Annotated in this window: 21 protein-coding genes; 3 read left to right on the top strand and 18 right to left on the bottom strand. The window is 63.6% G+C overall.

Annotated elements, in window-relative coordinates; translation table 11 throughout:
• Positions 1 to 12 precede the first annotated feature (12 nt).
• The 4 genes from C5E10_RS13575 to C5E10_RS13560 form a co-directional block, all read right to left on the bottom strand.
• Complete coding sequence (locus tag C5E10_RS13575; RefSeq protein ID WP_104332091.1) at positions 13 to 825, bottom strand: M56 family metallopeptidase; 813 nt, start codon at positions 823 to 825, stop codon at positions 13 to 15.
• Positions 822 to 1,199, bottom strand: a complete 378-nt coding sequence (locus C5E10_RS13570) for a BlaI/MecI/CopY family transcriptional regulator (RefSeq protein ID WP_258071129.1) — start codon at positions 1,197 to 1,199, stop codon at positions 822 to 824. Before C5E10_RS13570 ends, C5E10_RS13575 begins: the two co-directional genes overlap by 4 nt.
• 146 nt (positions 1,200 to 1,345) lie before the next feature.
• Entirely contained in the window at positions 1,346 to 3,166 is a 1,821-nt protein-coding gene (locus C5E10_RS13565; RefSeq protein ID WP_104332089.1) for a glycoside hydrolase family 3 protein, read from the bottom strand.
• Complete coding sequence (locus C5E10_RS13560) at positions 3,163 to 4,461, bottom strand: MFS transporter (protein WP_104332088.1); 1,299 nt, start codon at positions 4,459 to 4,461, stop codon at positions 3,163 to 3,165. Before C5E10_RS13560 ends, C5E10_RS13565 begins: the two co-directional genes overlap by 4 nt.
• Before the next feature lie 114 nt (positions 4,462 to 4,575).
• Here C5E10_RS13560 and C5E10_RS13555 point away from each other — a divergent pair, with 114 nt between their 5' ends.
• Positions 4,576 to 5,757 (top strand): TetR/AcrR family transcriptional regulator, encoded by a 1,182-nt coding sequence (locus C5E10_RS13555; RefSeq protein WP_104332087.1) that lies wholly within the window; start codon positions 4,576 to 4,578, stop codon positions 5,755 to 5,757.
• 30 nt (positions 5,758 to 5,787) lie between these two features.
• Here the strand turns inward: C5E10_RS13555 and C5E10_RS13550 are convergent, their stop codons facing one another.
• The 12 genes from C5E10_RS13550 to C5E10_RS13495 all read right to left on the bottom strand — a co-directional run bounded on the left by C5E10_RS13550 (position 5,788) and on the right by C5E10_RS13495 (position 19,410).
• Positions 5,788 to 7,128, bottom strand: a complete 1,341-nt coding sequence (locus tag C5E10_RS13550) for an aspartate aminotransferase family protein (RefSeq protein WP_104332086.1) — start codon at positions 7,126 to 7,128, stop codon at positions 5,788 to 5,790.
• 130 nt (positions 7,129 to 7,258) lie between these two features.
• On the bottom strand, positions 7,259 to 8,170 hold the full coding sequence (locus tag C5E10_RS13545) for a LysR family transcriptional regulator (RefSeq protein ID WP_104332085.1): 912 nt from the start codon (positions 8,168 to 8,170) through the stop codon (positions 7,259 to 7,261).
• Between the two features lie 110 nt (positions 8,171 to 8,280).
• The gene (locus C5E10_RS13540; RefSeq protein WP_104332084.1) at positions 8,281 to 9,117 is read right to left on the bottom strand and encodes a DJ-1/PfpI family protein; all 837 of its coding nucleotides are present in this window, start codon (positions 9,115 to 9,117) and stop codon (positions 8,281 to 8,283) included.
• A 68-nt stretch (positions 9,118 to 9,185) separates the two neighbouring features.
• Positions 9,186 to 9,971: an ABC transporter ATP-binding protein gene (locus tag C5E10_RS13535; protein ID WP_104332083.1), complete on the bottom strand. Its 786-nt coding sequence runs from the start codon at positions 9,969 to 9,971 to the stop codon at positions 9,186 to 9,188.
• The gene (locus C5E10_RS13530; protein WP_104332082.1) at positions 9,968 to 11,035 is read right to left on the bottom strand and encodes an iron ABC transporter permease; all 1,068 of its coding nucleotides are present in this window, start codon (positions 11,033 to 11,035) and stop codon (positions 9,968 to 9,970) included. The genes C5E10_RS13535 and C5E10_RS13530 overlap by 4 nt, the downstream gene beginning before the upstream one ends.
• On the bottom strand, positions 11,032 to 11,922 hold the full coding sequence (locus tag C5E10_RS13525; protein WP_181062773.1) for an ABC transporter substrate-binding protein: 891 nt from the start codon (positions 11,920 to 11,922) through the stop codon (positions 11,032 to 11,034). The genes C5E10_RS13530 and C5E10_RS13525 overlap by 4 nt, the downstream gene beginning before the upstream one ends.
• A gap of 256 nt (positions 11,923 to 12,178) precedes the next feature.
• Complete coding sequence (locus tag C5E10_RS13520) at positions 12,179 to 12,946, bottom strand: ABC transporter ATP-binding protein (RefSeq protein WP_181062772.1); 768 nt, start codon at positions 12,944 to 12,946, stop codon at positions 12,179 to 12,181.
• Positions 12,943 to 13,935, bottom strand: coding sequence for an iron ABC transporter permease (locus tag C5E10_RS13515; RefSeq protein WP_258071136.1), 993 nt, complete (start codon positions 13,933 to 13,935; stop codon positions 12,943 to 12,945). The genes C5E10_RS13520 and C5E10_RS13515 overlap by 4 nt, the downstream gene beginning before the upstream one ends.
• 61 nt (positions 13,936 to 13,996) lie before the next feature.
• A complete protein-coding gene (locus C5E10_RS13510; protein WP_104332079.1) occupies positions 13,997 to 15,079 on the bottom strand; it encodes an ABC transporter substrate-binding protein in 1,083 nt (360 codons plus the stop codon).
• A 1,030-nt stretch (positions 15,080 to 16,109) separates the two neighbouring features.
• Positions 16,110 to 16,667, bottom strand: a complete 558-nt coding sequence (locus C5E10_RS13505) for an OsmC family protein (protein WP_104332078.1) — start codon at positions 16,665 to 16,667, stop codon at positions 16,110 to 16,112.
• A 48-nt stretch (positions 16,668 to 16,715) separates the two neighbouring features.
• The gene (locus C5E10_RS13500) at positions 16,716 to 17,927 is read right to left on the bottom strand and encodes a mandelate racemase/muconate lactonizing enzyme family protein (RefSeq protein WP_104332077.1); all 1,212 of its coding nucleotides are present in this window, start codon (positions 17,925 to 17,927) and stop codon (positions 16,716 to 16,718) included.
• A 43-nt stretch (positions 17,928 to 17,970) separates the two neighbouring features.
• Positions 17,971 to 19,410: an MFS transporter gene (locus tag C5E10_RS13495; protein ID WP_219820370.1), complete on the bottom strand. Its 1,440-nt coding sequence runs from the start codon at positions 19,408 to 19,410 to the stop codon at positions 17,971 to 17,973.
• A gap of 104 nt (positions 19,411 to 19,514) precedes the next feature.
• Here C5E10_RS13495 and C5E10_RS13490 point away from each other — a divergent pair, with 104 nt between their 5' ends.
• The gene (locus tag C5E10_RS13490) at positions 19,515 to 20,360 is read left to right on the top strand and encodes an IclR family transcriptional regulator (protein ID WP_146080282.1); all 846 of its coding nucleotides are present in this window, start codon (positions 19,515 to 19,517) and stop codon (positions 20,358 to 20,360) included.
• A gap of 13 nt (positions 20,361 to 20,373) precedes the next feature.
• Positions 20,374 to 21,345 (top strand): C-terminal binding protein, encoded by a 972-nt coding sequence (locus tag C5E10_RS13485; protein WP_181062771.1) that lies wholly within the window; start codon positions 20,374 to 20,376, stop codon positions 21,343 to 21,345.
• 73 nt (positions 21,346 to 21,418) lie between these two features.
• Here C5E10_RS13485 and C5E10_RS13480 read toward each other — a convergent pair whose 3' ends face one another.
• Both C5E10_RS13480 and trxA read right to left on the bottom strand, forming a co-directional pair.
• Complete coding sequence (locus C5E10_RS13480) at positions 21,419 to 22,660, bottom strand: MalY/PatB family protein (RefSeq protein WP_104332073.1); 1,242 nt, start codon at positions 22,658 to 22,660, stop codon at positions 21,419 to 21,421.
• Between the two features lie 117 nt (positions 22,661 to 22,777).
• Positions 22,778 to 23,104 carry a thioredoxin gene (trxA, locus tag C5E10_RS13475; RefSeq protein WP_104332134.1) on the bottom strand — a complete coding sequence of 109 codons (327 nt, stop codon included), beginning with the start codon at positions 23,102 to 23,104 and terminating at the stop codon, positions 22,778 to 22,780.
• Positions 23,105 to 23,313: the final 209 nt, after the last annotated feature.

The following is a 23,313-nucleotide window of genomic DNA, read 5'->3' as shown; positions in this document are numbered from 1 at the left end:
TGAGGCCGGTCTCTACGTCACGAGTCGAACGGAAGGCGGAAGCCGTCGACGACCCTTCCCTGGCCAGCGCTTGGTCGTCAGCCGCAGCGCGCGCAGTTCCAAGCTCGGGTCTCCCGTCGCGTCGCTGAGAATGGCGAGGGCGTTCGCGAGGTGAGCGGGGCCAGCCTGTCTCGCAGCAGTGTCGTCGGCTGCGAGCTCCACCAAGAGGAGGGTCGCTTGCTGGAGCCGGCGACCTGCCGGCAGCCAGCCAACGAGCGTCGCGTTGATCTCAGCAATTCGCACGGCCCAGCCGTGCAGCTGACGCAGGTGCGCGAGCTCGTGGGCGAGGACTGCCTGGAGCTGTGGTGCGCTGAGGAGTTCCTCACACGCGGAGGAGAGGAAGATCTCGGGTTGTCTGCCGGGAACTGCCATGGCGATGGCCTCGTCTGATTCGAACCGCACCAGTGTGAAACCTTCGCGTTTCTCGCGCTCACGAGCAACGAAGGCGATCGAGCTGACCTGGTCGCGCTGGGAGAAGACGAGAGGCTCTGCGGCCATCCCGATGAAAGCGAGTGCGGCACCCACGCCGCCGAGGCCTAGCCAGGCCGCGATCGTCAGCGTCAGTGTTTCCTGAGGCGAGGTCGCCGGGGAAGTCGTGACCGCAGTGGCGAGAGTCACGATCAGGGGAACGACGAGCACCGAAAGCCCGAGGAAGAGCGCGAAGAACCAGATCGTGAGGGCAACACGGGGTGAGCGAAGCTGCCAGGTACCCGCCGAGAGAATCGCGGGTGCACCCGCCATGACCACGAGCACGCCCGTGAGGCAGGTGACCAGCAGGACGATCACGGGTGGCTTGGTGCTGACTCTTCGCCGAAGGCCTTCCGGAGGAGTGCGACGTCGTCGGACGAAAGGTTTCCCGCGAACGACAGCAACGCCGCCTGGCGGTCGCCGGCCTTGTCGAGCGCCGTGCGCATCGAGTCGCCCGCGTGCTGGTCGTCAGAACGAGTAGCCGCGAAGCGGAGCTTGCGGGGGGATGGGCCGCTTCGAACGACGCGGCCCTTCTTCTCCAGCCGAGTGAGTGCCGTCATGAGCGTCGTATAGGCGGGCACCGGCTCACTGAACAGGGCCTGCAGCTCGCGGGCGCTGAGCGTTCCCTCGTTCTCCCACAGGAGGAGCATGACCTGCCCCTCGAGCTCGCCACGTTCGCGTGTTCGCGTCATCGTCACCGCCTCCTGATGGCTTCGAGTATATGGCTCGATCTACCCGCAGGAGCTCCGCAGTGACGTGCGGCGAGTGCTGGAGGTAGCCCCGGCCGTGGTGTGGGTCCTCACCGGGATGCCTCTCGCGGATGAGGTAGGCGCCCGGTTCAGGCATCCGCGGATTGTCGGATGTACGTCAAGCCGTGGCCGAATCGGAACAAGGGGTTCGCGGTGTCGAACGGCACGTCAGGCCGGCTGTTCGTGACCTCGAGCATGTCGGACGGCAGATCGAAGGGAAGTTTCCCTCCAACGTCGGCGTCGCCGACGAGGACGTCCAACAAGGCGTGAGGGCCTGCGCCCCAGTTGGCGATGACAGCAGCGACATCATCGACGAACGGGGTCAGGATCGCGGGCCTGTCGAGGAAGACGTCGACGACAGTGGTCGTGGCGGATGCCACACTTCGAATGTGCTCGACGGTCGCGGCGTCGAATTCGAGCGAGCCGGCGTGGAAGTAGTTCTCGAAGACCGTTGCGCGTTCCTCGAACGGAGCACGCAGCCGAAGGATCGCCAGATCGGCTTCCTGTGGTGTCGCCACGATCGTGCCGTAATCCTGCGCCACGTCACTCGAGATGCCTTCGACGTAGAGCTTGATGCCGCGCTGGAACGGGAGAGTCGCTCGTCCGCCGTGGTCGACGTTCGTCAGCAGCGTCAGTGAGGCACGTTGTGCCTCCACGCCGGCTGCGAGGAACTCTGCCGAGCCGACGGTACGAGCCGCTTCTGCGACGTCCACGAACGGAGCGTCGAACAGGCCCAGGACGAACTTCTCCAGCAGAAGGCGCCGCACGGACGTGTCGAGGCGTTCAAGCGTCACCTCGCCGCTCCGCACGAGGTCGACGAGTACCTCCGGGCATTTCTCGCCACCGAACTGGTCCACGCCAGCCTCGATCGCCTTCCGCATCCGCTCGCGCTGGTCGAGGTGTTCGACGCCCCATGCGCGAGCGGGGAACGGCTCGCCTGCAACCTCGGAGTCGGTGAAGAGGCCCCAGTCGGTGCAGACGACACCGTCGAAGCCGAAACGCTTCCGCAGGAGATCCGTGATGACCGACTTATTGAATCCAAACCCCACCTCCTCGTGCTCGGTGCCGATGGGCATGCCGTAGTACGGCATCACCTGGCTTGCGCCTGCTGCGAACGCGGCGATGAACGGCTGCAAGTGCAGCTCAAACATCCCGCCGGGGTAGACCTGCTCACGCCCGTACCCGAAGTGCGGGTCCTCGCCATCGAGCTGCGGTCCACCGCCTGGGAAGTGCTTGACCATGGCGGCGACGGAATCCGTGCCGAGGGTCTCGCCCTGGAGGCCGCGGATGTAGGCGGCTCCGAGGCGGGATGTGAGTTCCGCATCCTCGCCGAAGGTGTCGAGCTGACGAGCCCAACGGGGCTCAGTCGCGAGGTCAACCTGCGGGTGCAACGCCACACGGATACCGACGGCCGTGTACTCCCGTCTGGCAACGTCACCGAATCTCTCGACGAGAGCTTCGTCACGAGTTGCGGCCAAGCCGAGGGTCTCGGGCCAAACCGAGAAGCTGCCAGCGAGGAGACCCGCGAGCGGATTGTCGGAATACGAGTTGCGAGGGTCGCTCGAGATCGTGACCGGGATACCCAGGCGAGTGGAGGCGGCGAGCTCCTGGATGCGATTGTGCCAGGTGGCCATCGCGACGGGGTCGCCTCCGGTGAGGAGATTGAAGTGGCTCATGAGCCTGCCGGTGACGAGTTCTTCATTCGAGGGCAGGTGGAACTCATCGTCACCGTCGGACAGGGATCCGTCTTCGTTCATGGAGATCATGTCGTGGAAGAAGAGTCCTGCCTTCTCCTCGAGCGTCATCTGTGCGAGCAGTATCTCGACGCGCTCGCGCGCGGGCAAGGCAGCGTCGCGGTACCTCGTGTCGAGGCCCTCGTCGGTTGCCTGCTGGACGTTGATCGGGTTCATCGGACTCCCTTGATGAGATAGACGACGGCTGCACCGGCGATGACGACCACTGCTCCGACGAGGTAAAACACGGAGTACCCGCCGAGTGGTGTCATGGCGCCGAAAGCGATGATCGCGGGTGCCACCGCGGGGGCGACAGCTTGGGGCAGGGCATTCGCGATGTTGAGGACGCCCAGGTCCTTGGCGGTGTCTTCCGGGTTCGGCAGCACCTGCGTGGCGAGGGCAAGCGAGACGGCAAGGAAGGCGCCGGCTCCCAAGCCGATCAGGCCCTGGCCGACCACGACGATAGTCACCGTCGTGGCGGTGGCCATCAGGACCAGGCCGCCCGCCATGACGAGCCCCGCCAGGGTCACGAAGACTCGTCGACGTCCCGTGCGGTCGGATGCGATTCCGGCGAGCGCGCCGGAGACTGCCGTGGCGGCCGTGGACGCGAAGTTGCAGAGAAGGACGATCCCGATCGCTTCCTGTTCTTCCATGCTGAAGCGATCGCTGAGGTAGAGCGGCAGGAACGTGGCGACGCCGGCGTAGCCGAACATGACGAGGAAGGTCGTCAACCAGGCGAAGGCGAAGTCGGGATGCTTGCGAGGGTTGAAGACGAACGACCCGAGGAACTCGCGCACCCCGTAGCGTTCAGCGGGCGCGCTCGCGACCTTGCGATCATCGAGTCGAAGGGCGAAGACCACCGCGGCGACGAGACCGACGAGGGCCGGCGCGGCGAAACGGCTGACGTCATCGGCGAGGAAGTTGACGATGAAGCTCCCACCCAGGATCGCGGCGGAGGTCATCACGCCGATGATCCCCGAGGCGAGCCCGCGCCGGGCAGTTGGAACCTGATCTGGGACCGTAGCGTTCAATGCGGCGAGTGCACCGTTCACTGCGGCCTGAGTCAGGCACCACCCGATCAGCACCACCCACACGTCGCTTGCAATGCCGATGAGCAAGGACGCGAGCACGCCGACGGCGGCGCCACCGACGATCCACGGACGTCGGCGACCCCAGCGTGAAGTGGTTCGGTCAGACAGGCGCCCGACGAGGGGATTCGCGAACATCGCGAAGAGTGAGCCGATGCCGGTGACGAGACCGAGTGCTGCTACGGCGTCCCCTGGAGTGCTGGTGATGTGCTGCAGTTTGAACGCCATCGAGACGAAGACCGGAGTCAGCAGTGCGAGGTAGAGGCCGAAGGTCGCAAACCCCAGAGCCGCGAAGTAGCCGCCGCCGGGGCTGCTGTGCGCCGTTTCGGGGGAAGCGGTCAGCTGACCATCGTGTTGGGGTGTATTCGGTGACGACACTGTCATGAGCTTTCCTCTGTCTGGGAGAGAACGAACGGTGTGGTCAGCATAGATCAAATTAGAACGAGTGGTAACTCAAAATAGAACTATCGGTAACTGGCGACGTGGGACGATGAAGCGGTGAGTATCTCGACGACAAGGTCTGCCAGCTCACTTCGGACCCGTGCCACGATCGTGGCTGCCGCTCGCACGCTCTTCCCGGCACGGGGGATCGGCGGGACTTCGCTCCGCGACGTGTCCGCCGCTGCCGGGATGTCACATCCCGGTCTGCTCAAGCACTTTCCGACGAAAGGCGACCTCCTGCGTGCGATGGCCACGGATATCGACGTGGCTGCGGACCGCGCCCTGACGGAAGACGGGCGCCCTGGTGACGGGTTGGCGGACGCAGCCGGGCTTCTGAGCGAGGTCGACGGCTTCGACGCGATGTCGGTGCTCCTCGGCGTCACGGGTCCCGGAATCGAACCCGCTGGCGCTCTCCTTGTCGCGCGTCGACTCCAGACGGTCGAGAGATTCGCGCCAGCCGAGTCCGGCGAGGTCGAGCGGTCGGTGCACGATCTCGCGATGTGGTCCGGATTGCAGATGGTCGCGCAGTACCTTCCAGAGCTCGCGCCTCTCGCACAGTTCCTGCGCGAGCCCAAGCCCGGCGATGTGCCTGCCCCGCGGTGGGTGTCCGGGTACGACAAGCTCTCCTCGATCCCGCAGGTCGCAGGCACCGACACCGAGGGTTACGTGAAGGGGCGGCACATGCGACAGCAGATCCTCATCGACGCAACGGAACAGTTCACGCGCAACGGCTACCACGGGGTGAGCGTCCGGGACCTCGCAGCGAGTGTCGGCGTATCCGCATCCACACTGCTCCACCACTTCGGCTCGAAGGAGCGGCTGCTCACCGCGGTCCTCCGCCGCCGCGACGAGCTCCTCGCGGGCCGCGGCGAGGAGGTCCAACGCGGGAACGCGGCGGGCGAGCTCGCCGGCCTCGGCAGCGAGGCTCGTCGCGACGCGCGTGAAGAACCCGGACTCATCGAGCTCTATGCGGTCCTGACCAGCGAAGCGGCGTCACCGACGCATCCCGCGCACCCCTTCCTCGCCGAACGCTACCGGCGCACGATCGCCTACTTCACGAGTCGCCTGCAGGAGTACCTGCGAGCTTCCTCTGCCCACGAATCGGGACAGCTGTGGCGTGAAGCGGTCCGGCTTGTCGCTCTCTGGGATGGACTGCAGGTCCGTGCGCTGCGAAGTGGCACCCTGGACGAGGTCGGCGCGCACCTGGACGCACACATGGGCCGTCTCCTCAGCCGCTGACGCCCAGAGCCGACGAAAGCGCGAGCGCAGTTACGCTTCCATGTCGCTGACGATGCCCTTGACGGCATCGATGAACGAGGTGATGTCATCGTCGGTCATGGCAAGCGAGAGGGACAGCTCACCTCGTGCCACAGGGAAGAACCCACGGTTCGCGAGCTCGAGAGAGAAAGTCTGCGTCTTTTCGCCATCGACGTTTCGCCAGTAGTCGCGATGCGTATCGACGGTCAAGCCTGGCTCAGTGCAGTAGGCGTAGGCCAGGGAAGAGTACCCGCCCCCGAAGATCGTGAATCCGCTGCCTCGGGCCGTCGTCCACTCCGCGATCTCGGACAGGATGCGCGCGGCCATGGCATTGAGTCGATCGTAGGCCCGCTCGTCGAGCGCCTTCATGCAGGCGAGCCCGGCGATCAGGGCGAGACGCTGGCCGTGATGCGTGCCAGAGATCGGCACGCGACCGTCAGCGAGGACCTCCATGATGTCGGCCCGTCCTCCGACTGCACCCAACGGCAGCCCACCGCCGATGATCTTGCCCATCACCGTAAGGTCGCCCCGGACTCCGTAGAGGCTCTGCATCCCGTTGATCGAGCCGCGAAGGTTCATCGTCTCGTCGAGAATCAGGACGATGCCCAGTTCATCCGTTACTCGTCGCAGCATCTGAACGAAGTCGCGGCGCAGTACGACGTGTCCACCGGCTCCGCTCTCGAGCTCAACGAGCACGCAGGCCAGCTCGTGCGCGTTTGCACGCAGGATACGTTCCGTGCCGGCCAGGTCGTTCTGCGTCAGCACGATGACCTGCTCGATGACGACGGCCGGGATACCGGCGCTGTCAGCGACCGGCAGTGGGTCACTATCCGAACCGTATTCTTCAGCGGGGTGCGGGTGTCCGGAGATGTTCACGGGATCGGTGAAGCCGTGGTACCCGCCCTCGAACTTTGCGATCTTCGTGCGACCGGTGAACGCCCGAGCGACCCGGACCGCGCTCATGATCGACTCCGACGCGGAACACGAGAACTGCACCATATCGATCGAATCGACACGGCTGATGAGGAGCTTCGCCAACTCGGCTTCCTCGGCGACGGGGTTCCCAAAAGAGGCGCCAGACGGGAGTGCGGCGATGAGAGCATCGTTGATCGCAGCATTCCCGTGGCCAAGGATATTGACGGTGAAATTGTTGTTCAGGTCCATGAGGCGGTGGCCATCGATCGTGTCGATGAAGGCCCCCTCTCCTCCGCTGACGAAGACCGCATGTGGCCCGAAGTTAAACGAGGTTCGGCTGTAACCGCCCGGAATCACACCCCGCCCATCGGCCGTGAGCTGAGCGGATTTCGAGAACTTCTCGGTGAAGCGACGAGTTGCGGTTTCGAGCGTGAGCATGTCGGACTCCTGGGGATTCGATTGATCGAGATGCACTGGATGCTGTTCACATCGTGCTTCTGGCCGATTGCCTGCATCAACGGGCAATCTGCGATCGATCGATCCTGATGCGCGAACGATGACTGCGAGCTCAGCTCACCAGGGAGACAGCGCCAGGTGCCGCAGCGATCTCGTCTCTCACGATCTCCATCACGATGTCGCGGAAGGACTCCACGAGGGGCCTCGAAGAGTGTGAGGCGGTAACCAGTGCAAGACTCGTCGGCTCAGCGTCCTCGATCGGCAAGAAACGGACGCCGGGGTGCGACCAGAATCCTGCCGAGTTGGCGGACATCGTGTCGACCGCACCGCTGTAGGCGACGGCCGCTATCGATTCCCGTGCCGAGGTGACTTCGACGTCACCCTTCGGAGGGCCTCCCCGACGCGAGTCAAGCGACCAATGAGCACGCCACTCAGAGGGTGTGCCCTCCGCTGCGAGCGCAAACGGCTCGTCGAGCAGGTCGTCGATGCCGAGTCTCCGCTTGCGCGCGAGCGGATGAGACGCGGGAACCGCTGCGACAGGCATCTCCATGTAGAGCGGATCCACGCGGACACGACGGTCCGCCGACGGCAACCAAACGAGTGATACGTCGACGTGCCCGTCGACGACCCCGGAGATCTGGGTGGAGATCGAGAGCTCGGTATAGCTGAGTCTGGCCTTGGGATGGCGCCTCTGAAACGTGGAGAGGAAACGATGCGTCAAGGGATCGTCCGTGAACGCACCGATCCGCAGGTGCTGGTTCTCGACAAGGCAGCCACGAGCAGCTGCGATCCCCTCGCCCAGCTCGGAGAGCACTCGTTGCGCGTGCGTGCGGAAGGCGGCTCCGGCAGGCGTGATCTCGACATGCCGACTCGTTCTGTGGAAGAGCGTGACACCGAGTTCTTGCTCCAGTCGCGAGATCTGGACGCTGACGACGGATTGTGCGATGTGCTCCAACTCAGCCGCGCGACCGAAGTGCAGTGTCTCCGCGACCGCAAGGAAGTACCGAAGTTGTCGTAGCTCCATGGATGCTGCCTCCCGAGTTCTCTGATGCACCGCCCGCCAGAATCTACGGATGGGTTATTTCCCTTGGGAGGCGAGCACGTCACGGCCACGTTAAGCGAGATCGCTATGGCTCAGCTCGCGGGAGCGCGCAGTTCCAGCTCGAGAGGCGCAAGGAAGTCGCGGGAAAGCTCCGTGAGTGCGCTGCCGGCCTTCTCGGGAGTGCCGGTGTCGTAGGGCGGCTCAGGGACGTACTCAGCGCCGAGCACGGCGAAGCGTGCCAGCTCCTCACCACAGAGGTACGAGACAAGCTTGATGGCGAGATCCATTCCCGCGGTGACCCCGGCGCCGGTCAGCCGGTTGCCGTCCTCGACGATGCGTTCGTTGACCTCGATGGCGCCGTAGCCCGCGAGTAGATGCCGGACGCCCCAGTGCGAGGTCGCGCGGTAGCCGTCCAGCAGGCCTGCGGCAGCGAGTGCGATCGAACCGGAGCACACGCTCGTGACATAGGTGGCTTCATCGCCCAGGCGCTTGAGTTCCGCGATCGCCCGCTTGTCGCGAAGCAGGATTCCCGTGTCGCCGCCGGGGACGAGCAGCACCTCGGGTGCAACGCTCACGTCCTCGAAGGTGGCCGTTGGCATGAGTGCCACGCCGCTGCCGCTGGGCACTGGCTCACCGGTGGGGCCGGTGGAGACGAGTTCTACGGTCGCTCCTGTGCCCGCAAGGAAGTGGAAGGGACCAACGACGTCGAGAAGTTCGAACCCCGGGTGCAGGACGATGAGGACCGTCTTATCGGTCGCGAAACGCAACCCGGGAAGAGCGGCGAGGTCGTCGTGGGCGGCAATGCAGCGGTCGACGGCCGCTTGCTTGGCGGGGTCGTCACCGGTCACGGTAAACAGAGTGCTGCCTGTCGGGTTCTGCCCGGCCGGGTGGCCGGGCATGGCTGCGGCGGGGTCTGGTGTGTCGTTCATGTGCGGTGAATCCTCTGTCTGTTGGGCGGTGCGGATGTGTGGTGGTCGCGACGGTCAGGACTGGGCGCTTACCTGTCCGCGTAGACGAGGTGCAGGCGACCCGTGAGCGGATTCGTGAGGGTGTCTGCGCGGACGCCGAACACCTGATGCAACAGCTGCGGGGTGAAGACCTCGTCGGGGAAGCCCGACGCGACGACTCGCCCCCGATCGAGCATGACGATCTCGTCGCAGTAGGACGCGGCGAGGTTCAGCTCGTGCAGGGTGACGAGGGTGGTGATCTTGAGGTCGCGGATGAGCGCGAGGAGCTCGAGTTGGTAGCGGATGTCGAGGTGGTTGGTCGGTTCGTCGAGCACCAGGATCTGCGGTTGCTGCGCGAGGGCGCGGGCAAGCTGCACGCGCTGGCGTTCGCCGCCGGAGAGGGAGCTGACGTCTCGGCTGGCGAAGTGCGCGACTCCTGCGGTCGACATGGCGTGTTCCACTGCGCGGCGATCCTCAGCTCGGTCCGAGCCGAGGAGTCTGCCGTGGGGGAGCCTTCCGGTCGCGACACAGTCTGCGACAGTGAGTTCGAGGTCGGCGGGGCTGTCTTGCACGACTGCTGCAGTGACGCGGGCGGCGTCTCGAGCCGGCATGGTCCACACGTCGCGGTCGGCGGTGAGCACCTTCCCATCGGCGGGGCGCAGCATCCGGTAGACCGTGCGGAGGAGGGTCGACTTGCCGCTGCCGTTTGGGCCCACGAGTCCGACGACGTTTTCATGAGCGCTGAGCGATACATGCTCGATGATTCGCTGGCCCGCGATATCGATGCTGACGCCCTCGATGCGAAGCGAGGCGCTCACCTCGTTCGTAGCTTTCATGTCGTTCTCCGGCCGGATCGTCGCAGCAGCCAGAGGAAGAACGGTGCTCCGACGACGGCGGTGAGCAGCCCGACCGGTACCTCCGTCGGCGCGAGGAGCAGTCTCGCGCCGATATCCACCACCACCAGCAGCAGTCCTCCGGCCAGGGCGGAAGCGGGAAGTACCCAGCGGTGATCGGAACCGATCACCATTCGCACCGCGTGTGGCACGACAAGTCCGACGAACCCGATAGATCCGCTGACGGCGACGACGACTCCAACGAGCAGTGAGGTGAGAACAAAGAGCCCCAATCGCACGCGGCCGACGTCGACGCCCAGGCTCGCGGCAGTCTCGTCCCCGGTCAGGAACGCGTTGAGGATAGGGGCGAGGAGGATGAGCAGCGTCGTCACCACAACCAGGACAAGAGTCGGTACCCCCAGGTCGCTCCAGGTCGCCGCCGCGAGACTGCCGGCCAGCCAGGACAGGACCTGCCCCACGCCCTGGTTGGTTCCGCTGGATCGCAGCACGAGGTAGCTCGTGATCGAGCTGAGCAGATAGGACATCGCCACCCCGGCGAGGACCAGCCTGTTGGGAGTCACCCGCCCGCTCTGCTGCGCGAGCACGAAGACCAGGATCGTCGTGATGAGCGCCCCGCCGAAAGCCGCGACCGGCGTCGAGACCGTCGCGAACACGCCCGTCGTGAGGGTGATGGCTGCAACGGCGGCCACGGATGCGCCGGAAGAGACCCCGAACACATAAGGGTCTGCCAAGGGGTTCCGCACAACTGCCTGCAGCACGGCCCCCGACACGGCAAGGGCGGCGCCCACGACGAAACCGAGTAGCGCACGCGGCAGGCGGAACTCCCAGACGATCTGGTCATCGAGCCCATCGACAGGGCCAGCGCCCCAGGGCAGTAGTCGTCCACAGATAACTTCCAGGACCCGGCCCGGTGAGATTCCTACGCTCCCGACGGCGACCGAGAGGACTATCGCTGCAGCGCACGCGATGAGCAGAAGACTGACTGCCGCCTGGGGGCGCCGCGACACTTGGATGCGGGGCCGCGCCGGGACGGTCGCGCGGGTCATGAGGTGGGAACCGGGAGGCCCAGGTCAGGGTGAAGTGCGTTCGCGATTTTCGTCAGTCCCACCATGACCGAGATCGAAGAGTCGGTCTCTTGTGTCGGCACTTCACTGATGCGACCGTTCTTGACGGCGGGGTGGTCGGGGAAGTTCTCCTCGAGGAACGCCTTCTGCGTTGCGAAGTCCTGGCCGGGGAACGTTCCCACCAGGATTACGTCAGCATCCGCAGCGGCGAACTCCTCTTTGCTCACGAAAGTGGCGTCCGAGGGGAAGACGTTCTCACCACCCGCCGTGGTGATCAGGTCATCGTAAATTCCGCCGGCGAGGACAATGACGGGACCCGTTCCGCCGTTGAAGTAGGCCGTCTTTACGGTCGGCGCGCCCTCGACGGCGGAAACGACCTTCTCCCTATCGGCCTCGAGGCCGGCGATGACCTCGTCAGCCTTCGCGGACACATTGAAAATGGTCCCGTAGTCGCGAAGTGTCTTCGAGACGGTATCGATGTTCCACGTTTCGATGCTCTGGTTGTCTGTCATGGTGCAGAGATTCGCACCGTAGACCGTCGCCCCGGCCTGCTCGAGCTGCTCGACGGAGGCATACCCCTGGGAGGCGTCAAACGCGAAGCCTTCGAGGACCTGTCCCGTCACGAAGTCGGGCTGCTGGCTCAGCAGCACCTCCTTCGACGGGAACCCCATCTGGCTGCCGACCGACGTCAGCCCCTCGGCTTCCGCCGCCACCGAGTCGGGGTACGGGGCGTAGGCCTCCTGCACTGCAACGATCCGGTCGCCTAACCCGAGGGCAAGCAGAGCTTCGGTGGTCGACTGCCACAAACTCACGATCCGCTCGGGCTCGGCCCCGACGGTGATCTCACGCCCACAGTTCTCCAGCGTCACCGGGTAGCCGCTCGTTTCCGACGCGCCCGAGGTCTCGGAGGGTGAGGGGGAGCTGCTTGTGGAGCATCCGGTCGTCAGGAGCAAGAGAGCCGTGGCGGCTCCGATGCTGGGGGCAAAGCGGCGGGCGTGAGGTCGCATGGGGCTCCTTCGATTGGGAATCGAATTAAATCTACCTGATGTAGAGATATCCGATTTCCCACACTGCATTGCTGCGCTTGTCTCGGACTCGACGGGCGTCGCATGTGTTTCAGCCCTGCTACAAAAGCGGAGCGGTCACGATGAGTGGTCTTCCGGTCAGTGGGTTCACGATCACCTGGGAGCGGCAGTCGAAGACCTCCTCCGTCAACGTGCTGCTGAGAACCTCCGCGGGGGGTCCCGAGGCGTGAATCCGCCCGCTGCTGACCACGATGACGTGATCGGCGTGAGCGACCGCGAGGTTCAGGTCGTGCAGGACGACGACGCGGGTGATGGGGACGGATTCGAGCAGTCCCAGCAGGTCGTGCTGCGCAGTCACATCCAAGTGGTTCGTCGGTTCGTCCAGGAGCAAGACGGCGGCTTCTTGGGAGATTGCCCGGGCCAAGAGCACCCGTTGACGCTCGCCTCCGGAGAGCGTCGCGTAGCGGCGATCGAAGAGGTGTTCAGCCCCGCACTTCGCCAGAGCGTCGTAGAGGATGGATCGGTCTGCTGACGACTCCGGGGTGAACCAGCTCTGATGTGCGTGCCGGCCTGTCGCGATGACGTCACGCACCAGAAGGCTGTCGTTGCTGGTCTGATGCTGGGTCACGACCGCGCGAAGTCTGGCCGCGTCCCGAGGTTTGATGGTGGATACGTCGGTATCACCGATCAGGATCCGGCCTGAGTCGGGCACCAGCGCACGATACATCGCTCGAAGCAGCGTCGATTTTCCTGAACCGTTCGGGCCCACTATGGCAACAAATGACCCATCCGCGACCTCGAGGCTCAGGTCGTCGATGAACGGGCGCCCGCCGAGGCTGATGGAGACGTGGTCGAGAATGACTCTCACGCGCGTCCTCCCGTGGTTCTCATCAGCCAGAGGAAGAACGGCCCTCCCACGAGTGCGGTGAAGATGGTCAGAGGGTACTCGTTGGGGCTTCCGATCGTTCGAGCCACGAGATCGACGCTGATCAAGAAGAGCGCCCCGGCGACAGCCGTGATGGGGAGCAGTCGGCGGTGGTCTGCGCCGATGAGCAGCCGCATCGCATGAGGGATGATGAGTCCAACGAAGCCCACCCCGCCAGCCACGCTCACCGCGACGGCGGTGAGAAGGGCGGACGTCACGAGAAGATTCAGTCGGAAGCGGCGAAGATTGAGGCCGACGGCCACGGCGTCGTCGTCGCCGAGAGCGAGCGCGTTCAAGCCTCGAGCGTGGCTGAGGAGCCAGACTCCCGTTCCAACGATGACGAGAACTGGCACGAGCAGCGTGTCCCAGCGTGCGCCCGCGACGCTGCCCATCATCCAGAACAGGATGCCCCGGATCTCGCCGGGTTCGGCTTGGAGTTGCGCGAAGCTCGTTCCCGCCATGGCGACGTACCCCAGGGCAACGCCGGAGAGGACAAGCCGCATGTCGGAGAACGAGCCCGAGCGTTGCGCGAAGGCGTAGACGAGCGCCAGGAGCCCGACGGCACCGAGGAAAGCCGCGGCCGAGGTCGTGAGCCCGAGGAGCACTGACGATCCGAACGTCATCACGAGCACTGCCCCGAAGGATGCTCCGGACGAGACGCCAATGATGTAAGGGTCTGCGAGAGGGTTGCGCAGGAGCCCCTGGAGTGCGGCTCCCGCGAGAGACAGCCCTGCACCGACGACACCGGCGAGGAGGACGCGCGGGGCTCGGAGCTCCCACACGATCTTCTGATGCAGGGGATCGACACCAGTGAAATCACCGCTGAGATTCGCGCTGACCACTGACAATACCGCTGTCGGGCTTACCTGCACGCTGCCGATCGAGACGGCGAGCACAGCCGTGATGGCAGCGGCCACCGACAAGTAGAGCATCCACACGAGAAGTGACCTGCGGGGAGCTCGGGTGGCAGGACTCCCCGCAGGTCTCATCGTGCTAGAAGGCGTCAGGATGGGCGGCCTGCGCGATCTTGGTCACGGCCGCCGCGTTCGTTGGGCCGACATAGACGCCGTCGGACACGGTGACGTACTTATTGTTCTTCGCGGCGTCCCACTGGGGATACTCGGCAAAGAGGGCCGCAGCTTCAGCGTCGAGGTCTTCGTCTCTCATGAACCCGCCGACGACAAGGATGTCGACGTCGGCGGCTGCCAGTTGCTCTGCGTCGATGGACGAGGTGAAGTCCAGACCCCCCCCGTCAAGCGCTCCGCCGACTCCGGCTCGGGTCAGGACGTCGTCGAAGATGCCGCCGAGGAAGACGGCCGGCATCCCATTCGGGGTCATCATCGACATGCCAGGGAACACGATCAGGCCGTTCGGCTTCTCGCGGCCTTCGACCGCCGCTGAGACCGCGTCGATCTGAGCGCGAAGGTCAGTGACCAGCGAGTCGGCTTCGTCCTGGCGATCAAAGACGTTGCCGATGAGGTTGAGGAGCCCGAAGGAGGATTCGACGGTGGCGTTGTCGAACGCATCCTGCTCTGCTGCTGTGGCGTCTTCCTTGCCCATCGCGCAGTTGGCGGGATTGACGATTGTCTTGATGCCTGCGGCGGCAAGCTCGTCTCGCGAGGATTGGCCTGAATCGGGGTCGAACCCGCCGGAGGTGGTGGCGATCACGAGGTCAGGTTTGAGGGCCAGTAGTTGCTCTGCTGGGATTTCGAAGCTGCCGGCCATTTCCAGATCGCCTGTTGGGAGTGCATCGATCTGTTCGACGAGTTCCGGCTGGTCGGACATCCCGTAGTTCTGCGTGTTCGCGAGGACGGTGTCTCCGAGTCCGAGGAGCAGGAGCGACTCCACCTCTGCGACGGATGCCCCATTGAGGAGCACAACCCGAGATGGGGCTGTTTCGAAGGTCTGCTCGAACCCGCAGTTGTCGACTGTCAGAGGGTATTCGGTTGACCCGCCAATCAGAGTGGTGCCGTCGGTGGCCTCTGCGGTAGCTGGGCTGGTCGAGCAGCCCGCGAGGGCCACCAGGACCGCGACCGAGCCGAGGGCCGCTGAGGCTCGAAGTGGTGTCGTGCGCATGGGGAGTTCCTTCTGTAGACGAGATCTTCATTTAATCTACAAGAAGTAGCGTTAATTCGCGAGGTGCGTGCCGGGGCATCGATGGCAGAACGCGCCCGCTGTTACCAGCGGGCGCGTTCGACTGGGCACGTTCCTTGCGTGAGGCTTCCCTCAGTTCATCGAGGGTCATGCCTTCCAGGCGGCATCCATTTCGGCGAGGACCTGGTCAACGGTTTTCTGGTCGGTCAGAAGGCCCAGTACGCCGACCGACAGGGCGTCCTACACGGCTATGGCTCGGCCAGCTGGATCGGTGACGAAATTGCCCGAATTCACGATCTCGCTGGCGGGCATTTCGGAGTGCCAGTCAAGTCGAGGTCGGCGTATCCGACTGAGGGGAGGCTGTTGTTCAAGGTCGACGTCAGCTCTGCCTGCGCGGGTTCCGCGGCCAACGCTGCGAAGTCGAGGGTGGCTTCGTGCGACGACGCTGTCGTGCATCGACGATGCTGCTTTCCACCAGCCCTTCCTTTTCTGAACTCGGTTGCAGTGTTGGCAGAACCAAGTGGCGGCGAGTCTCGACGTCCACGTTACGAGCGACACTTGGCATCACGTCGGGCCATGTCCCTATCAGCGATCACAAGCCGCCAGACCAGGCTGGGTGACAACACCCACAGATCATCAACGACAGGGGCAGGAATCACGCTGAGCCAGGGATGGCCAACATCCTACAAGGATCACTCCTCAATCGGATAGGAAGAGAACAACGGGGAATCAAGTCACCGGTCGGCGGAAATTTGAGTTGAACCTAATGGTGCGTCCTACCGAATTCCGACTTCTCTCGCGCCTGGACATAAGTCCCCTCCGACGGATGTCATCTGGACGGTTAGTTCTCGGAGCTTCTAAGACGGAGATGGCGAGCGGGAAACAGGCGGGTCTCTGTGGCACGCTGGGTCCAAGGCTGAATAAATGGAACCATATTCCAATCTCAAATTGGCCTTACCCAACGTTCACGAGCCGAGAGGCGCTGCAGGCGTCTCCCGGCTCGATTGACGCATTACGCGAGCGTGGTCACGACCTTGACAGGGTTGATCAGCGTTTCGCGGATAACGGACGTCTGCTCAAGGACTTCGACGAGCTCAGCGAGCGTTGCGTCCGAGACTCCTGGCGCATCGATCTTGACACCGACTCGGATCTCCTGGATTCCATTACGGACACTGTCGTCGACGCCAAGGAACCCGGCCAGGTCCAGGTCCAGGTCCAGGTCCAGGTCGATCTTCTCGAGTTCGATTCCACGCTGTGCTGCGATCGCGCCGAGGCTGACGATGTAGCACCCGGCAAGCGCGTGTGAGATGTACTCGGCTGGACTCAATGCCGCGTCCGTGCCGAGCAGAGCAACAGGTTCGTCGCTGTGCACCGTGAACTTGCCCGCGCGGGAGTTGTCAGTCTCTCCTGCCTGGACAGTGGTGCCTGTGGATGTCTTGCCCGTCGTACCGCCAGTCGAGACGCTGCTCACTGAGATGGTGAGCTGGCCCAGCGCGCGGTTGTCAGTGACTGCAGCGATCGTCTCCTTGAGTGCGACGGCGTTAATCCCAGGCTTCTGCGTGTTTGACATGTGTGTCCTTATTTCTGTGTTGTGGTTGGTGGTCGGTGGAGGAAATGGTCAGCGCTTGAGAGGCTTGTTGCCGAAATAGCCTTCTCGGTGCACGGGAGGGCGGCGCCGGATCTCGTCCTCGATGGGGGTCATGCCCCAGCCAGGACCGCTCGGCACGGTGAGCTCGTCGCCCACGATCCGCGGACGGTCAGTAAAGAGGTCATCGTCATAGCTGAGACGATCGACGTCGTGCTCCATGATGCGGAGATTCGGAACAGCCATCGCGAACTGGGCGCTCATCGTGGTGGCTAGGTGGCTGTAGAAGTTGTGTGGCGCGATGTTGACGTCGAATGCTTCTGCGGTGTGTGCGATCTTCATTCCTTGGGCGACGCCGTTCCAGACGACGTCAATGATGCCGACATCGATTGCCTGTGCCCGCAGGTACGGCAAGAACTGACGCACGCCGAACGACGTCTCACAGGACGCAACGGCGACCCCCGATTGCGCGCGGATGAAGGCAAGTGCGTCTGGGTTGTAGATGTCGAATTCGGCCCAGGAGATGTTGAATCCGTCGAGCGCACTGAGGAGCTTGAGCACTCCCTCTGGCTTCGCGTTGAAGTTGAAGTCAATGAAGAGCTCGACCTCGTCACCGACTCCGTCGCGAAGTGCACCCACGTGGGCGGTGACATCGTTGAGGAGTTTGGTCGTGATGTTGAGACCGGGGTTGAAAGGGTTCGCGAACCCTGTCGCCCAGGATTTAGGGCCGGACTCGCCGTACTCAAACAAGTTCGTCTTGACCGCGTGGAAGCCTCGCTCTCGAGCTTCCTCGCCCGCGGCCCGGACGCCCCCAAGATCAGTGACCGCGTTACCGTAGTGCTGAGGGTGGCTGATGCGCCAGCTTGCGCAGTGTGACCAGTAGATGTTGATGCTGTCGCGAATCTTGCCGCCGAGGAGCTCGTAGACGGGAACTCCGATCGTGCGAGCCTTGGCGTCGAGCATCGCGTTCTCGATCGCGCCGAGGACTTCGCCGGTGATGCCATGTGGGGCTGGTCGCATCGTGGTCGCGAGTGCTTGGTAGGCGCGTTCGGTCTCCATGATGTCGGCCCCCAAGAAGAGTGGCGTGTAGAGCTCGAGTGCCTGGGTGAGGCCGCGAGGGCCGTAGTCCTCGTCGTACTCGGACCATCCAATGACGCCGTCGGAGGTTGTGAGCTTCACGAAGTGATAGTTGCGCCAGCCGGCGTCACAGGCCAGCAGCTCGATGGATGCGATGGTGGAAGTCAATTGCTTCTCCTTTTGGTTGGAGGTCAGAGCGTCGTTGCGGTGACTAGTTGTTGATTTCTTGAGGAATGACTCTGACTTCGCGGGTCGCCTCGCCAGCTCGGCGCAGTCGCGTGCGAATCAAGAGCACTGCGACCGACGCCGACACGATGAAGAGCCCGGCGAGCAGCATGCCGGCTTGGTAGGAACCGGTGGCGTCCTTGAGTCCGCCGATGATGTACGGCGCGAAGAAGCCCGCGAGGTTGCCGATCGAGTTGATGATGCCAATACCTGCTGCTGCGGCTGCGCCGGTCAGGAACAGCGAGGGGATCTGCCAGAACACTGGGATGGTGCTGAACATGCCGATGGCTGTCACGGTTACTGCGGCCATGATCGCGTAGGGCGAGTCGAACGTGAAGGCGAGCGTGAGCGCGATTCCGCCGGCGGCGGCGGCTATGGCGACGTGCTTGAAGCGCTCGTTGGTGCGGTCGGAGTGCTTGCTCCAGAGAAACATCGCAACGGCTGCAAAGGCATAGGGGATCGCGGAGATCAGGCCGACTTGAAGGAGGGAGAGCTCGAGTCCGAACTGCGTCTGGAAATCGCTGATGGCCAGCGGGAGCAGGAAGCCGATGCCGTAGATGCCCCATGCGATACCGAAGTACACGAAGGCAAGCGCGAACACGCGTGGGGTGAATGCTTTCTTCAACGTTCCAGCTCCGTGGACGGCGGCAATTTCTTTGTCTTCCCCGCTGATCTTCTCCTCGAGATCCTGTGCTTCCGCGGCGCTCAGCCACTTCGCTTTCGAGGGGCGGTCGACGAGGAAGAAGAATCCGACAATGCCAAGAACAACGGTGATGATGCCCTCGGTCGCGAACATGAAGCGCCAGCCTGTGAACGACTCATGGCTGTTGCCGATCTCCATGAGGAACGCGGAGAGAGGTCCACCCATGAGGAACGAGATCGGTGCAGCCATGTAGACGTAGGAGAGGATCCTCGCGCGCTGTTGGCGGGGGAACCAGATGCCCAGGAAGTAGACGATTCCGGGGAAGAAGCCGGCCTCAGCGATGCCGAGCAGGAAGCGGAGGACGTAGAACATCGTCTCGCCGTTGACGAATGCCATGAGGCCCGCGATCGTGCCCCATGAGATCACGATGCGGGTGATCCAGACTCGAGCGCCGAACTTGTCGAGCAGGATATTGCTCGGTACTTCGAAGATGAAGTAGCCGATGAAGAACAGGCCCGCGCCCAGCCCGTACGCGGCCGTGCTCATGCCGAGATCGGCGTTCATTTCGATGGCCGCGAAGCTGACGTTGACTCGATCCACGTAGCTCATGAAGTACAGGACCATGAGGATCGGCAGGAGACGGAACGTGACGATACGCAGGGTGGCCCGCGTATCGATGGGAAGTTGTGTAGAAGACATCCTTGGCCTCTCAGAAACAGCTGTGGGGGAGTGATCCGTGCGGCGTCGTTGCCTGCGCGGTAGATGACAGAAAAAGAACACCACGAGGATTTGTCGCTGTCAAGGTCTCTGTCTCACCAGGTGGATCAGTGTCTCAAAAAGAAAACTCCCTGGGCCAGTTCAGCCCGACTTCTGCTACCGTCGAGTCCGTGAGTGAAACAAGTTCCCAGTATGGTGACGATTCCGGTTCAACCACCGTCCGCAGTGTCGACCGTGCGATGGTGCTGATCCAGGCTCTCGCGAACGCTCAAGGAAAAGGGTGCAAGCTGGCCGAGATCGTCGGCGCAACTGATCTCTCGAAAGCGACAGCCCATCGCATCCTTGCCACGCTCATGGCCGCTGGTTGGGTGGAGTTCGATTCGCAGTCGGGTGTTTATCACCTTGGCGTCGCCTTGGTCGGGATCGGAGCTGCGGCCTCTGCTCGGCATGGGGTGCTAGAGCTGGCGAGGCCTCATTTGGAGCGACTCGAGCAGCTTGCCGGGGACACTGTCTATCTGTCGGTCCTCATCGGCGGGTGGGCAGTGTGCGCGGACCTCGTCCAGGGATCCCACCCTGTGCGTGTTGTCGACACGCTCGTCGGGGATAAGCGACCACTCGGATCCTGCGCCGGGAGCTTGGCACTCCTGTCGTGGATGGAAGACGAGGCGCTCAGCGCGTCCCTTGCAGCGCAGCTGCATCAACGGGCTTTCGGCCCAAAGGTTCCGGAAGCCTCCGAGCTGCAGCGCCTCATGGAGGCCTCTCGGACGCAGGGGTTCACCGAATTCTTCTCAGCAGACATGCCCGAGGTTGTCGGGCTCGGAGTCCCGGTGTTCGGAGCGGGGGGCGAGCCTGTCGCAGCCCTCAGCGTGCTCGGGACAGTGACCCGCTTGGCTGAACCGCGTCGTGAACGCGTCGTTGAATGGCTGAAGAATGAGGGCGAGGCACTCACGAAAGACTTGCAGTCGCTGAATCCCGGGTTCGGGCTCGGCGATGTCCGCCGTGCGTTCGCGGTCTAGGTGGAGCAGCCTCATGTTTCACATCGTGAAGACCGATCCAGGACTCATCGAGCTCACTCCTGAGTCGCTCGAAGAGCTCGACGGGATCGACTACCGAATCTCCGAGCTCCCTGGTGCCTCGCCCGCCGAGCTGATCGCCCATGCGCGCAACGCGGATGCTCTCATCATCATGACCGAAGCGGTGAATGAAGAGGTTCTTGCCGGATTGCAACACCTCAAGATCGTGGCCCGCCCGGGCGTGGGTGTCGACTCCATCAATGTGGAAGCGGCAACGCGGAGAGGAGTGCAAGTCACGAACGCGCCGGACGCGAACTTTGACGAGGTGGCAACCCACGCGCTCGCACTCATTCTCGACCAGGTTCGCGGTATTGCGCAGTACGACCGGACCATGCAAGCTGGCCAGTGGCTTCCTCAAGGTAGGCCGCGCGGTAGCCAGCGCATGAGGGCTCTGTCGTTGGGGCTCGTCGGATTCGGTCGAACGGCCAAGCGCTTGATCGAGCTGGTGGCACCCTTCGAGATGCGTGTCCGCGTCTATGCCAGGCCGCATCATGCAGCCTCAATTCTGGAGGCTGGGGCGGAACCTGCGTCACTCGAAGAGGTCACGACCCTCTCCGACATCGTGTCCCTGCATATCCCGGTCTCACCCAGTACAAGAGGCATTTTCTCCGAGAGGAGGATTCGAGCGATGAAGCCCGGGGCCGCGCTGATCAACGTCGCCCGAGGGGGCCTCATCGACGAGCGCGCGTTGGCTGACGCGGTGCTGGAAGGTCGACTCTCAGGGGCCGGCCTCGACGTGTTCGAGTCAGAACCGTCGTTCGGTGGTCCACTCGTGGGTGTTCCCGGCATCACGCTGACTCCGCACGTCGCTTATCTCTCCGAGCAGGCCGCTGCCGAGGCGGCACTCACAGCCGTGGGAGAAGTGGGCAGATGCCTCCGGGGCGAGGCTGTCCGTCATCCAGTCAATACACCGACCCGGACCGCATAGTCAGCCCATCAAGGGAGCCTCGGCCTGCGCCCGCGCAGGGCACGGTGCTGCGCAGGGTTGTGATGGCGCTCGACTAGCTGCCGGTCCACGCGCGTGTCGCGGTGCCGATTCGCGTGAACGCTTCGCGAAGGATCTCGGGAGATGTCGCGAAATTGAGCCGGACGTGGCCGGCGCCGTTCGTGCCGAACACGTGTCCTGAGCTGACTGCTACTCGAGCACTGTCGAGCAGCCACTTCGCGGGTCCAGCGAGGTCAGTGACAACGGCTAGCGCATCGCTACCAGAGGTTTCCTCGAATCCATACGCACTGCAATCGATCCACGCGAGATAGGTGCCCTGAGGTCTGCGCATCGAAGCGCCGGGCATCTCGGTCCGGAGCAGGCGCTCGACCAGGGTCCGATTCGAATCAAGCCCAACGATGAGTTCGTCCAGCCATTGGCCCCCACTCGTGAAGGCTGCGGTATGCGCAATCACACCTACGTGGCTGGGCCCGTGCGAGACCTCCTCGGGTATGCGAGCGAGGTCCGACACCGCTTTGGGGCCCGCGATGAGAAGTGCCGCTTTCAGACCAGCGAGGTTCCACGCTTTCGACGCTGACGTAAGTGCAAACGCGTCCTCCGCCCCATCAACACTGAGATACGGGGTGAATATGGCACCGGGGAGGGTGAGCGGGGCGTGGATCTCGTCGGAAATGACCCGAACGCCGTACTGATGAGCGAGGTTGGCGAGCGTCTGCAGCTCTGCTCTGGTGTGAACCGCACCGGTTGGGTTGTGTGGATTGCTGAGGAGAAACACGCCACGTTCACCGTTTCGGCGAAGTCGAACAAATGCATGCTCAATCGTCTCGAAGTCGAGTCGACCGAGCTGAGTCAGGGGTGCCTCAGCGATGTACCTGTCCGCGTGTGTGACAAACGCGAAAAAGGGCGCGTAGACCGGGGGAGTGACGACTACCGTGTCGCCTGGGACAGTGAGGGCTTTGAGGACCTCAACGATGCCCATCATCACGTCCGGCATGACGGCCGTATGAGCTACGTCGAACCCTTCCCAGTCCCAGCGGGCTGCCGCGAACTCTTGAAGTGATTCGGCGTAGGCCGTTCCCATGGGGTAGCCCGTGTCGCCGGTGCGGAGGGTTCGCTCCAGGGCTTCGACAATCGCAGGTGCGAGCGGCACATCCATCTCTGCGACCCAGAGGGGGATTACGTCGTCTGGGTGTGCGCTCCACTTCATGCTCGTCCGCTGCCGCAGCTGGTCCAAGCTGAGCTGACTGAGGGGATTCCGGCTCGAAACCTGGCTGAGGGAAGAAGTTGAATCTGTCATGGGGGCGCACCTTCATGCGAGTCGCGAATACCGAGCGGGAGTGGAGTGAGCGAGCGAGCTGGCGTCGATCAAAGTCAGCGCCAGCTCGCTGGATTCGCTCGAGGCGTCTGGGGGAGGCTAGGCGAGCACGTCGCCGAGCTGTGCTTCAAGTGCTGGCTTGGGCATTGCACCCACGATCGAATTGACAATCTCACCGTCGGAGAAGACCATCATCGCCGGAATAGACCTGATGCCGTACTTCGCGGCCATGCGAGGGTTCTCGTCCACGTTGAGCTTCAGGACCGTGATCTTGTCCGCGTGCTCGTCCGCAATCTGATCGAGGATCGGCCCGACGGCGCGGCAAGGCGGGCACCACTCGGCCCAAAAGTCGACCAGGACAGGGCGTTCGCTCTGCAGGACGTCGGCCTCAAATGTTGCATCGGTGACGGGGAGTGCTGCGGACATCATGCCTTCTTTCGTGTAGGGGCATCGCGATGCCGCCCTGGGGAGGGTGACCATGTTCTGGCGATGTCCAGCTGTGGTGTACGACTGGTGCAACCAGGTCGATCATAGTTGTATTCCATATGTATACAATGATTTCTGTCTCGATGGAGCGTGACACCCTCCCGCTCTCCTGGCCGTACGCTTGAGGACCACCAACTGAGAGGCAAGTC

Source organism: Pseudoclavibacter sp. RFBG4, assembly GCF_002931515.1.
Classification (GTDB): domain Bacteria; phylum Actinomycetota; class Actinomycetes; order Actinomycetales; family Microbacteriaceae; genus Pseudoclavibacter.
The sequence above is the reverse complement of the archived record's forward strand: the minus strand, read 5'-3'. Positions and strand labels throughout refer to the sequence as shown.

Coding starts and splice junctions, on each gene's coding strand:
- C5E10_RS13570 (WP_258071129.1), bottom strand. CDS start 1,199: ATGACGCGAACACGCGAACGTGGCGAGCTCGAGGGGCAGGTCATGCTC.
- C5E10_RS13565 (WP_104332089.1), bottom strand. CDS start 3,166: ATGAACCCGATCAACGTCCAGCAGGCAACCGACGAGGGCCTCGACACG.
- C5E10_RS13560 (WP_104332088.1), bottom strand. CDS start 4,461: ATGACAGTGTCGTCACCGAATACACCCCAACACGATGGTCAGCTGACC.
- C5E10_RS13550 (WP_104332086.1), bottom strand. CDS start 7,128: ATGCTCACGCTCGAAACCGCAACTCGTCGCTTCACCGAGAAGTTCTCG.
- C5E10_RS13545 (WP_104332085.1), bottom strand. CDS start 8,170: ATGGAGCTACGACAACTTCGGTACTTCCTTGCGGTCGCGGAGACACTG.
- C5E10_RS13540 (WP_104332084.1), bottom strand. CDS start 9,117: ATGAACGACACACCAGACCCCGCCGCAGCCATGCCCGGCCACCCGGCC.
- C5E10_RS13535 (WP_104332083.1), bottom strand. CDS start 9,971: ATGAAAGCTACGAACGAGGTGAGCGCCTCGCTTCGCATCGAGGGCGTC.
- C5E10_RS13530 (WP_104332082.1), bottom strand. CDS start 11,035: ATGACCCGCGCGACCGTCCCGGCGCGGCCCCGCATCCAAGTGTCGCGG.
- C5E10_RS13515 (WP_258071136.1), bottom strand. CDS start 13,935: ATGCTCTACTTGTCGGTGGCCGCTGCCATCACGGCTGTGCTCGCCGTC.
- C5E10_RS13510 (WP_104332079.1), bottom strand. CDS start 15,079: ATGCGCACGACACCACTTCGAGCCTCAGCGGCCCTCGGCTCGGTCGCG.
- C5E10_RS13505 (WP_104332078.1), bottom strand. CDS start 16,667: ATGTCAAACACGCAGAAGCCTGGGATTAACGCCGTCGCACTCAAGGAG.
- C5E10_RS13485 (WP_181062771.1), top strand. CDS start 20,374: ATGTTTCACATCGTGAAGACCGATCCAGGACTCATCGAGCTCACTCCT.
- C5E10_RS13480 (WP_104332073.1), bottom strand. CDS start 22,660: ATGACAGATTCAACTTCTTCCCTCAGCCAGGTTTCGAGCCGGAATCCC.
- trxA (WP_104332134.1), bottom strand. CDS start 23,104: ATGTCCGCAGCACTCCCCGTCACCGATGCAACATTTGAGGCCGACGTC.